This window comes from Hominisplanchenecus sp. (genome assembly GCF_046967715.1).
Lineage (GTDB): Bacteria > Bacillota > Clostridia > Lachnospirales > Lachnospiraceae > Hominisplanchenecus > Hominisplanchenecus faecis.
This window is the reverse complement of sequence record NZ_JBKVNQ010000027.1, coordinates 22,827-35,240: the sequence shown is the minus strand read 5'-3', so window position 1 is coordinate 35,240 and position 12,414 is coordinate 22,827. Positions and strand designations below refer to the sequence as shown.

Here is a 12,414-nt window from a genome sequence, read left to right as displayed (position 1 = left end):
CCGTACGTCCGACCATATCGGCTGCTTTATCAAAAGCGATCTCCTGCTGAAGCTCGAGGATCGCATCTCTTCGCTCTTCTTTTATTTCCTCCGGGATCTGATCCGGCATAGAGGCTGCCGGTGTGTTTTCTTCCGGTGAATAAGCGAAGACGCCAAGGCGTTCGAACTCCATCTCATCGACAAATTCCATCAGTTCTTCATGCTGCTCCTGTGTCTCTCCCGGGAAGCCGGCGATCAGCGTGGTTCGCAGAACAATATCCGGAATCTCTTTTCGAAGAAGGGAAACGGTTTCTTTTAACTGTGCTTTTGTCGTGCGTCTTCCCATGCGTTTGAGAATGGCATCGCTGGCATGCTGGATCGGCATGTCCAGATAGTGACAGACTTTTTTCTCATTCTTGATTGTCTCGATCAGCTCCGGATATATCTCTTCCGGATAGCAGTACAGGATGCGGATCCAGCGGATACCTTTGATCTTGGCAAGTTCCTTGAGCAGAATATGCAGAGACTTTTTGCCGTAAAGATCCACGCCGTACAGTGTCGTCTCCTGGGCAACCAGAATCAGCTCTTTTACACCTTGCTCTGCAAGCGAAGCGGCTTCTGCAAGTAACTGCTCCATCGGGACGCTGCGGTAATTGCCGCGAATCTTCGGGATGATACAGTAGGTACAGTGCTTGTCACATCCCTCTGCAATCTTCAGATGTGCATAATGCCCGCCTGTTGTTAGAATACGCTTGCCGGGTACGGACGGAAGCCGGTCAAGATCATCTACATCCAGAAAATGAGAACCTTTTAAAGCCTGATCTACTGCATCAAAAATCTCATCGTACTTGGAAGTACCGATCACCGCATCGACTTCCGGTATTTCATCGACAATCTCCTGTTTATAACGCTGTGCCAGACAGCCCGTTACAATCAGAGCCTTGCACGGACCGGTCTTTTTATATTCTGCCATTTCCAGGATCGTGTTGATGCTTTCTTCTTTAGCATCATTGATAAAACAGCAGGTGTTGATGATGATAATATCCGCATCGACTTCCGTGTCCGTCATCTCAAAGCCGCGGTCAGCGAGGATGCCAAGCATCACTTCCGAATCAACCAGGTTTTTGTCACAGCCAAGAGAGATAAATAAAATTTTCTTATTCTTCATCTTCACCGCTCTCATCTTCAGCCAGGATTTTGATCTTTCCTTTATCTAATTCTTCTACTGCGATGGACAGCGGTTTTTTGCCGTCGCTATATACCAGTGCCGGTGCACCGTCGATCAGTTCTCTGGCACGTTTTGCCGTTGCCATTACGATAGAATAGCGGCTGTTTACGACAGGTGTTTCGCCTTCATTTACTTCACTGTTTGCAACTTTCATTAAGTCTGTGTAAGATGGATGTAACATAAAATCATTCTCCTTTCAAAAAGCAGTTCATATCCTGCTGCAGTTCTTTGATAAATGCTGTATTGTGGGATTTCTTACAGTGTGCACTCTGTATCAATTCGTGCACCTGTTTCACACAGGTATCCAGATCATCATTTACAATAATGTATTCATAAGAGCCCATTTCCTGGGCTTCCTGTGCTGCACGTTCCAGACGGTCATGGATGACATCGGCTGTTTCCGTGCCACGGCCAACCAGACGTTCTTTTAAAGTCTGTGCATCCGGCGGAACCAGAAACAGCATCAGAGCATCAGGGTATTTTTCTTTTACTTTTAAAGCCCCCTGGATCTCAATCTCCAGAATCACATCTTTTCCGGCATCTAACTGTTCCTGTACATATGCTTTTGGCGTACCATAGTAATTTTCAACATATCTGGCATGTTCGATAAAAGAGTCTTCTTTTATCATCTGTTCAAACTCTTCTTTGCTCTTGAAAAAATACGACACCCCATCTTCTTCTCCTTCACGTGGTTTTCGTGTTGTTGCGGAAATGGAAAGTGCGTAATTATCGTAATCGGAAAGAAGACGTCTGACAACGGTTCCTTTTCCTACTCCGGAAAATCCGGATAAAATAATCAGAATGCCTTTTTTATTCATAAACTGCCTCCTTGAGCCTCTCGTTCCTGAAATGCATCTTTTTGTGAAAAACGTTTTGCGATCGTGTCCGGCTGCAGTGCCGACAGAATGATATGGTCTTCCTGCGTGATGATCACAGCCTTGGTACGTCTTCCCTGTGTGGCATCAATGATGCGTCCCTCTTCTCTTGCATGGGACACCAGACGTTTGACCGGTGCTGCATCCGGGTTGATGACTGCCACGACTTTGGCGGTATTGACTGCATTGCCAAACCCGATATTGATCAATCCTGACAATCGTATCCCCCCTATTCTATATTCTGGATCTGCTCTCTTACTTTTTCAATCTCTGTTTTCAGATTGATCGCAAGATTGGAAGTTTCCAGGTCGTTTGCTTTGGACAAAATAGTATTTGCCTCCCGGTTCATTTCCTGGGCTATAAAGTCCAGTTTTCTGCCGATGCTTCCGCCGGTTTGCAGTGTCTGTTTCATGCTCTCGATATGGCTGTGCAGACGAACCGTTTCTTCATCCGTGCAGATTTTGTCTGCATAAAGAATCACTTCTGTTGCGATACGGCTCTCCTCGAGCTGTGTGTCACGAAGCAGTTCTTTTACTTTTTCAGTCAGTTTGGTGCGATATGCCTGAAGAATTTCCGGGGAACGTTTTTCAATCGCTGCCACATCGGTAAGCATACCGTCCAGTTTTTCGATCAGATCCAGCTTCAGATTTTCCCCTTCCCGGATGCGGGATTCTACAAACTGCTCGCATGCCCCACGAAGTGCTGTTTCAAGGACTGCCCAGATCTCCTGTTCATCTACCGGCTGCTCTTCCATTGTGAAAACTTCCGGACTGCGTCCAATCACGGAGGCACGGATATCATTTGGCAGATCAAATTTTTTCGAAAGCTGCTGATAATATTTTACATACTCTGCTGCAATGTTCTCGTTGTATTTCAAAGAGACATTGGTTTCTGTGAAATCCTCATAAGTAATAAAAATATCAACTTTTCCACGCTGTATATATTCTTTGAGAAGATTCCGAATAGCAGATTCAAAAATACTGAGTTTTTTCGGCATTTTGATGTTGGAATCAAAATAGCGGTGGTTGACGGACTTCATCTCAACCGTAAACTTGCGGTCGCCCTGGTGATTTTCATATCTTCCAAAGCCTGTCATACTTTTTATCATAATTATATTCGCTCTTTTCTTTCAAAATTGCGGCATAGAAAGCCATACTATTTTTATTATAGTCGAAAGCGTCGGAAGCGTCAACCGAAAAACAAAGAAAAATAAGACGGAGAAAACAGATTTTGTTCTCTCCGTCTCTTTTTCCGGAAGATATGCTTTTAAAGCATATTTCTATTTTTTAATAACCGCTTTCTTTGGAAGTCCAGCTTTTTTCAGCATTCTTGTATATTTGGAAAGTTTTTTGGAAGGTACGCTCACTTTTGCTTTTGAATTGATCTTGCTGAAGGCCTTGCTTCCGATGGATGTGATTCCATTTGCCTTTTTCATATTGATACTTGCAAGTTTTCGGCAGTTTGCAAATGCACCTTTTTCAATCTTCTTCACATTACTTCCGATTGTAATTTTCTTCAGATACTTGCAGCCTTTGAATGCGTTTTTGCCAATCTTGGTTACTTTATAGGTAACACCATTGATCTTCACTGTTTTTGCGATGGTCACAGAAGTAACTTTTTTGCCTTTTTTGCCTCCGACACCAACAACAGCTGCTGTTTTTTTCTTTGTATCCAGAACACGGTAAGTCACATTCTTGCTTACTTTCTGAACAACGGTCGGTTTTTCCGGTGTAGATGGTTTTTCTGTCTGTCCAGGTGTAGATGGTGTTTCCGTCTGGTTTGGAGTAGGTGGTGTCTCTGTTTGTGACTTCTTAAGACCAGCTTTTGCACTCTTGAGATTTGCCAGAAGTGTTTTCAGTTCTTCTGCACTTGTTCCTTCGGATGCTGCTTTTGCTGCTTCGTATGCTTCCTTGAACGCTGTCCAGCTGTCTTTTGTGTAGGTACCGTCTGCATTTCCTGCTTCATAGATATTCTTATTCTCTGCTTTATCTACTTCCGCTTTCAGTGTTTCTTTTGCTGATTCTACGGCTGCATTTTTCAGACCAGCTTTTGCACTCTGGAGATTTGTCAGCAGTGTCTTCAGTTCTTCTGCACTTGCTCCTTCGGATGGTGCTTTTGCTGCTTCGTATGCTTCCTTGAATGCTGTCCAGCTTGCACTTGTATACGTTCCGTCAGCATTTCCTGCTTCATAAATACCTTTTATGCTGCTGTCATTTACCGCTTCATTCAATGCTTCCTGAGCTTTTGTTACTTCCTGTTCTTCTTCATTCAGAACCTGATGGATATGGAATTCGCTTGCAGTAGCAAAACCATTGCTTCCCTCTTTTGCAACAAATTTGATATATCTTGCATCAACTGTGTTGAATTTTGCGGTCTTTTCTTTTGTATCAGATGCCCATACACCATCTGTTACAACCTGTGTCCAGTCATCACTTTCTGCTTTCTTGACATACAAATCATAGCTTGTGATATATCCGTTTGCTCCGCCGGACTGTCTTGGAACATAAGTCAGTTTGTTGATCTTATATTCTTTGCCCATATCTACGGTAAACGTTGCCGGAAGTGCTTTTATGGATGGTGAGTACTGGCTGTGCCATAAGGTGCTGGTATCTCCGTCAAATGCATTGGAGATCGGACCGTCGCTGCCCTCTGCCGGATTCTGCTCGTTATCACAGGTGAAGCTGAAATCCGTTGTAGGGATGATGCTGTCATCCTGATCGTTTGTCAGTTCGATTTCATCGATCAGACCATTGAAACTGTTTCCAGTCGTGCTTCCGATGTATTTGATCGGGATGTTTAATGTTGCAAGACGGTACTGTGTACCAAGCTTTGTTGCAGTATCCATAACAGCCGGAATAGCTGTATCAGAATCGTTTACATACAGTTCTGCTTTGTCTTTATAGCCTTTGATCGTCAGATGTACCCATTCGTCTTCCGGAAGTGTATAGTCAAAGGAATAATCATAACCTTCTCTGGAATATCCGACTTTTCCGGTATTCTTCTGAACGGCTTTGATCGTGTAATCACCAAGTGTGGAAGAACCTTCAAACAGAACCTGTTCATCAGAGGATCCTCCTGCTGCCTTTTTCACCCAGAAGGAAAGGCTGGTTCCTGCCGGAGATTTGTCAAGCGGTGTTTCAATGCAGGTATCACTTTCCATAGACAGGGCTTTGCCGACTTTTCCTTCTGTGTAAGTTGCATGTTCAGCAGACACTGCATTGTATTTGTTCTTGGAAGCATCACTTCCGTCTTCTTTGTTAAAATTGTATTCTGCGTAAGTACTTCCCGCACTCTCAATTTCATGATACGGATTGGTGTTCGGAGCAGTGGAAACTTTTGCAGTGGTTGCTTTTACTTCGTTGTATGTCTTTGTGCCTTCGCCCCAGAGTTTTTCACTCAGTGCAGACATCGGCTGGTAGATACGGTCAAAGACATCATAGTCTGTGACACCGTTTCCTCTGGTATCGATGGAGTCATTCCACAGTGCGTAAGCACCACCGATCATCTGCGGATCACCGGCCGGAATCGTTGTATTTAAATTACCGCTTTTAAATACATTCGGTTTCCAGTTTGCATAGAGGCTTGCAGCATTCAGATAATCTGCATAGTATCCTGCTGCCGGAACGATATATACATTGGAGTCCAGAGAGTTGATCAGTTCAAAGCCAAGATTGTACATTTCCGTAGGATCTGCCCAGTCTTTGCTCCATACATTGATCTCCACACCATCGCCGCGGACTTCTGTATCAGACTTGATTCTGGTAAGACCGCCCCACATACGCATTTTTCGGTTTTTGGACTTCATATAATCATCCATTTCATTTACAAAATTGCGGTACAGGGTTGCATCGTCTTCGTACTCATCCGCACCGATATGTACGGTTGTCTGTTCATCGAAAACAGGATTTTCTCCATCAATATAATCGGAGAAGATATTTTTTGCCAGCTGCGTGGATTCCGGTTTGGAAAGATCCAGATGATCTGTCAGTGGACGTTTCCAATTGCTGGAATTCATTTTCTTTAAAGCACAGTTCTGGAATGTTTTTGTAAATGCCAGTGCGTGTGCCGGTACATCGATTTCCGGAACGATATTGACACCGATCGTTCTGGAATCTTTGATCAGGCTGCGGAACTGATCTTTTGTATAATACAGATCGGTTGCTGTCGCAGTTTTACCTTCATCATTTTTTACAGAAGATTCCAGACGGAAAGCAGCGTAGGCCTTTGTAAAGCTGTTCTGCATCGTAGTCTCCGCATTGGTATCCCAGTAGTCCTCCAGGAAGATCAGGTTATCATTCAGATGTACCTGTAAGTCATTCATCTTGTACCAGGACATTGTTGCCGCAACATCTTTTACGGTCTGAAGCTCGGTTGCTTTTCGTCCGACGTCAAGGATCACACCTCTGACCTTGTATTTCGGATAGTCTCTTGTCGTTCCTTTCGGGATCGTTGTTTTGTTCTGCTTCAGAATCTGCAGGAAGGTTCTGGTTGCCCAGTAAGCACCTGTTGCAGTCTCGGATTCTGTTTTGATGGAATCTCCGATCTGTGAAAGATAACCTTCGTCTTTCAGGCCTTTTCCTTTTGCTGTCAATGCAAAATAAAAATCTCCTGCTTTCACATCGCTTTCACTTCCATATACAACGGAAATATCGTTTCCGACAATGTCTTTATAATCTGCTGCAAATGTTTCTGCCATGGAAGAAAGTGTATCTTTGTCAGCAGCATTGATCACGATGCGTGAGTTTTTTGAGATGGTGAAATTGCCGGTAGCACCTGCCCACTCTGCCAGTTCCGGAAGAACGGCAGGTTTTGCATTCTCATCTGCGGTCGCTGTATGTGTTCCAGGAACGGTGATTGCAATCTCTTTTTTTGTTACCTTGTTGTTCTGATCGGTAACTTTAAATTCAACAGAAACGGTCTTATCTTCCAGAGGCTGATAAATGGTTCCGTCTGTGTCGATGATCTGTTCATAGTCTGCATAGGCTTCTACTTTTCCGCCCTCTACGGTCGGAAGATTCAACTTTTTGTCTCCTGCTTTTACAGTCAGATTGTTCAGAGCATCCCAGACTTCACTGCCGCTGCTCTGTTTTTCCCCATAAACTTCAAATTCATAGATGGAAACTGTTTTCCAGGTAATGCCTTCTGCGGTTGGGTTAAACGTATTGATGCGGACACGGATATATCTGGTCTGCACCGGATTATCCAGATTGATGATCTGCTCTTTTTCCGCAGGAGCAGAAGTAAAAGTTTTTACCGCTTTCCATGTGCTTCCGTCTTCGGAAGTTTCGATTGCATAATTGGTTGGATTTCGTCTCTCCCAGGTGATGATAACACTGTTTACAGTCTTGACTTCACCAAGATCCATAGCCAGCCAGTGCGGATTGCTCTCACTTGCATCACGTTCTTCACTTGCCCAGCGGGAAGTTTTTGTTGTTGCATCTCCGTCTTTTGCCTTTTCCGGACCAAATGCCGATGTTTCACTTCCAGATGCGGTTGCTGTTGCAGTCAGTGCATAATTCACAGAAGCTGCCTTTACTGTACCAATTGCCGATGCCGGCAACAGGCTGAATACCATAGCACCTGAAAGCAAGAAACTCATGATTTTATGTCTTGTTTTCATTTTCATTCTCCCTTCTTTAGAAAATAGACAATACCAGAAAAATAGTTTTGCATAATTCAAAACGGTTTTTGTTTAATATGCACAAACTATTCTCAGATAAGCATAGCATATTTTTGACTTTTCCGTCAAGCTGTGACCGTATTTCTTTTTCTTTTTGTACTATACGGATCATTTCTTTTGATAAACAGCTTTTTTGCTGATCCCGGCTTTTTGCAGATTCTTTTTCAGTTTTTTCAATGTCCTTGCAGAAATTTTTTTTGGTACGGTTATCTTTATCTTTCTGGAAGTACCTGCCAGTGCTTTTGCTTTGATTTTTATGGATTTTGTTCCCTTAAGTGTAATATTCTTTAAATTTTTGCATCCGGAAAAACTGTTTGCACCGATGGAAATGATATTTTTTCCAATAGCCAGAGTGCTGATCTTTTTGTTGTTTTTAGCGGCACTTTTCCGGACGGAAGTAACTTTGAAAGAAAATCCGTTGATCTTCACTTCGGATGCAATGGTAATCTTGCGTTTTTTGCCGGTTATTTTCGTTACTTCCGCCGTTCCGCCTTTTGCGGAAGTTTTTGTAACAGTATAGTGGACACCATTTAATTTTTTCACACTGCCAACAGAAGGAACCTTTTGCGATGGTCTGGTGTTGCCGCTTTCCGGTGTTTCCGGTCTGTCAGATACAGAAGGTATCTTGTTTTCCGTATCCGGTGTTTCTGGTTCCTTTTTCTTTGGCTTTTCTGTTACAGTTACTTTGCATACAACTGTCTCATTGCTGCCAAATTTTACCTGGATCGTTGCACTTCCGGTACTGTGTGCGGTCACAACACCCCTTTCATTTACCGTTGCCACGGAAGGATCACTGCTGACAAACGTTGCTTTTCCGCGGTCTTCCGGTGTAAGGGAAGTGTTTCGAAGAAACACTGCCTGATCCCCGACTTTTAAATTCAGGGTTTCTTTGTCTTTCTGATTTTCAAGCATGACATCTGCAAGAGCGATCTGTTCTGATCCGTTTTTGCCGTCTGCACAGAATTTTAAAATCTTTACGCCGGTGATATCCAGATAAACGGAAATGGCATTGTCACTTCCATTAAATGGAACAGAAGTGTAAAGCAACGTTCCGTCGCCGTAAATCTGTACTGATGCATCAGAAGTTCCTTTTTTATTCATACCGATCCATAAGGAGAGTGCATCGCTGTTCAGCCCTGAGATATCCCAGACGGCAGTATCACCGGATCTCATGCCAATTCCTTTTTCAAAGGTTCGTTCTTTTTCGTTTGTTTTCAGTGTGATCGCTGTCCCGTCGGCATTTGCGTTTTCTTTTACCGTGTTTCTATTTTCGTCAGGCGTCTGATAAAGATCACTGAGATACGTATGTTTGTCGTAGATACTGTATTTTTCATAAAGAGAAAACTGAGCTGCGGAAATATAGGTATCTGCAGGGGTTCCGGCCGTGGAAAGTGCACGGATGCGGATTCTTCTTACATCTGCAAGATCCAGAGAAACACTTTTTTCTGTCCGGTTATTTGCCCAGGTATTGTCTGCCAGAGGGATAATCTGGAAATCATCACCATCTTCTGTCTGACTGTAGGAAAGTTCATATTTCAAAATAATTCCGTTATTATTTCCGGTCTGTCTTGGAAGGTAAGTCAGCTTTCCGATATCCGTCTTTTGATCCAGAAGAATGGTGTAGGTATTGTTTTTATTGCCGGCAATATCTGCTTTTGTGCCATTTCCATAATTGCTGTGCCATATAGTATCTTTTTTTCCGTCAACGGCCAGAGAAGCCTCTTCTCCCGGATGTTCACTGTCAGCACTTCCTTTTAAATGCTCCGGTGCGATCTGTGTGTAACCATAAGAGACTTCCGGTTTCTGTCCGATCAGAATACCGTAGCTGTTCCGATAATTGTCTGCTGCTGCCTGATCCAGTTTTTCATATGCAAGCAAAAGTGTTGTCTTTTCATTATGATATTTTTCTGAATCGGCGATCTCAGCCTTTGTGATATGGCTCATCAGAAAGGCAGAATACTGTTCTAAACTTTGCAGATAAACCTGCATCTGTTTTTCTTTGCTCCAGTCGTCCTGCATCAGGCCTTTGTCTGTCATACGGTAAGTGGCAGTCTGGTCAGCTGCTGCAAGCTGATATTCTTCTAAAGACTCGCCGGTGTAGGAACTTACAAAACGCTGTCTTCCTCTTGCCTCTCGGTGATAGAGAATCAGCGTGGAACCTGTTTTAAAATCGATCTCAAAGTTTCCGCCATCTGCTTTTTCATTCGCCTGCAAAGACTGGTTCAAAAGCTCATTTCCATCCGGATCAAGTACCCGGATGCTGATGTAAGTACCATCCAGATAAAAATGCGGTGTGGTACTATTCACCGTCCAGGTCAGTTTTTGCATGTTTGTATCAATCTTGACGGATGCTACGGATGCATCCCCAAGGCCAAGCATCTGAATCTGCATATCGTCTGCCAGCGGATTTCCGGTTTGTCTGGTATAGGAGACTGTTTTTGATACGTTTCCAGCGGATGCGATCAAATATTCGTTATCGTACTGATAAGCGGTTTCCTTTGGCAGCGGCATCTCAAGCTCATAGATACCGGCCGGAAGTTCCAGCTGTATTTCACCTGAAGAAACAATCACTTCTTTTACAATCTTGTTGCCGTTTTTGATCCGGATCGTTTTGCCTTTGATCTGTGTCAGATCATCGATCTGAATATTCAAACGGACTTTGCTGGTATATCCGGTATCTGCCAGGTCATCGGTGCTTACCAGACTGTAGATGCCGTCCAGTCCAAGTGCTACCCTTGTTTTCTCACACGCAGCATCGTCCGGGATCAGTTCCTTGAGATAATAGATCATCGGCTTGTCCATCGCATAGACCTGATCGGCAATCCTTCCTGACGGGAGGATATGCCAGGATGCAAAGTAAGGAAGCACGTTATAATCCAGGCTGTCCAGACTTTCCGCAAGGGCGTCGGATGATCCCATTTTTTTGCCGGTTTTATAATAAACTTCCCGGTAATGAGAATGCATTGCGGAAACAGCCTGCTGCGGACCGAGTTTGTCCATGAGGTTGGTAAACATATAAAGGCTTACGTTGTAATGCCATGGATCAGATACAATATCGGCAAACGTATTGCTGGAAGCAAGGCTTTCTTTCATGCGGTTTCCAAGCTGTGCATAACGTTCACTTTTTGTGCCGGAAAAATCACCGAGCAGCCAGCCAAAATCCTCAGCCGGGCGATAAGTCGGCTCAAAATAATAACCGAGGATGTTGTTGGTTGTCTCTACGAACGGATTTTCCTGTGCTGCGATCGCACCTTCATATCCATGACCAAATTCATGAAGCGAAATCCAGTCTTTCACCAGATAAGTCTGAAGACTTTTTCCGTTGTAGGCACTGTGGTCGGTCGTATAATAGGCCTGTCCGGCACCATGAGCATTTGCCTTGATGAAAAATTTCGCCCGGATATCCTGATTCCACGGATCTTCTGCATCATAATCCAGCCCGGAATAGGCATCATACTGCTTTACAAAGGATGCATACCAGTCCAGCATTTCATCCAATGTTTTGAAACGGTAAACTTCTTTTTTGTTGCCATAGGAAGAGTTCAGAATGTTATTTCGGTCACAGATCGGAACAAGGAACGTTGCGGCACTTCCCTCTATGATCGCAAATGGTGCCTGGCTTTTATCCCAGGATTCAAAAAATGCCTGCTGGGAATCTCCGTAGCGATAATATGGGATTTCTTTCAGATCGTCGGTCCATCGGTATTCGATAACCGGCTGAACGGCCGTATTTTTCGGTGTTGTGATAAACGGCACGCTGTCGGCACTTTCTTCTCCATTATCACCGGTGAACGTATTGGATAAAGTCACCCAGCTGCCATCTTTTGGAATGGTCGCGGAAGACTCTGTCTGCGAATCATCGTTTTTAAACTGAACAGTAAGATCCTGCTGAAATTCCTCTGCATTGACGATACGGATCTGAAGACTGCTCCCATGCGGCATCCACAGTCCGAGATTCTGACGGTCGTGATAATAGCCACGGTTGAAACTGATGCCGGTCAGATGTGATGCATCCGGAAGTGTATACAAAATACGCTGAATGCTTTTCTCTTCTTCAGATGCATTTCTATCCAGCACCGTAACCTGCGTATCGAGTGCAGCAGTATGCTGATCCGAATCGGTTACACTTCGGGAGAGCACATAAGTTCCTGTTTTGGACGTATTGACACTTCCGCTGCTTTTGATCACGGACGTAAGATCGCCATCCTCCTGGTCATCCGCAAGCATACGCTCCCAGTTCTGATCAGAAGTTTCTCCCTGATAAACCCAGGTTTTTGTGACACCGGAAAGCTGAGGCATACGATAGGCATCATCCATCGCTTCTGCTTTTGTTCCAAGCATCAGAAAAGCTGTTACAGCTGTCATGGCAGCCAGTTCCCACTTTTTCTTTTTCATATAAATAATATCCTCCTGTTTTTGTTTTCTTTGTCACTTTTCCCTCTTCAAAAGCACAAAGGATTTGTCTGATTTTAACATATGCTGTCATGGTATAGCAAGCTTTTCCAAAGAAATATTGTTCTTCTCCCGATAAAATGTTATGATAGTAAAAAATGTCGGGATCAAAAGTCAGAAACATCAATGTACTTGCACAGGAGCGGTTTATGGCTTTAGGATCCGTACGGCATCTTTTGACTCAAACGTCTTAATATTCA

7 protein-coding genes are annotated in these 12,414 nt (G+C 43.8%); all 7 read right to left on the bottom strand.

Translation table 11 applies throughout. From position 1 onward, the window contains the following. Window positions 1–1,147: 30S ribosomal protein S12 methylthiotransferase RimO (rimO, locus tag ACLTL4_RS05675; RefSeq protein ID WP_412320319.1), on the bottom strand; the 1,147-nt coding region annotated here is incomplete at its 3' end. Beyond that, the gene (gene rpoZ / locus ACLTL4_RS05670) at window positions 1,137–1,388 is read right to left on the bottom strand and encodes a DNA-directed RNA polymerase subunit omega (RefSeq protein WP_022119388.1); all 252 of its coding nucleotides are present in this window, start codon (window positions 1,386–1,388) and stop codon (window positions 1,137–1,139) included. The genes rpoZ and rimO, both read right to left, overlap by 11 nt. A gap of 4 nt (window positions 1,389–1,392) precedes the next feature. After that, complete coding sequence (gene gmk / locus ACLTL4_RS05665) at window positions 1,393–2,025, bottom strand: guanylate kinase (RefSeq protein ID WP_022119387.1); 633 nt, start codon at window positions 2,023–2,025, stop codon at window positions 1,393–1,395. Then, on the bottom strand, window positions 2,022–2,300 hold the full coding sequence (locus ACLTL4_RS05660; RefSeq protein ID WP_022119386.1) for a DUF370 domain-containing protein: 279 nt from the start codon (window positions 2,298–2,300) through the stop codon (window positions 2,022–2,024). Before ACLTL4_RS05660 ends, gmk begins: the two co-directional genes overlap by 4 nt. Before the next feature lie 11 nt (window positions 2,301–2,311). Next, entirely contained in the window at window positions 2,312–3,190 is an 879-nt protein-coding gene (locus ACLTL4_RS05655; protein WP_412291024.1) for a YicC/YloC family endoribonuclease, read from the bottom strand. A 171-nt stretch (window positions 3,191–3,361) separates the two neighbouring features. Next, window positions 3,362–7,702, bottom strand: coding sequence for a discoidin domain-containing protein (locus ACLTL4_RS05650; protein ID WP_412320318.1), 4,341 nt, complete (start codon window positions 7,700–7,702; stop codon window positions 3,362–3,364). A gap of 168 nt (window positions 7,703–7,870) precedes the next feature. Further along, a complete protein-coding gene (locus tag ACLTL4_RS05645) occupies window positions 7,871–12,157 on the bottom strand; it encodes a putative mucin/carbohydrate-binding domain-containing protein (RefSeq protein ID WP_412320317.1) in 4,287 nt (1,428 codons plus the stop codon). Between the last annotated feature and the right edge of the window lie 257 nt (window positions 12,158–12,414).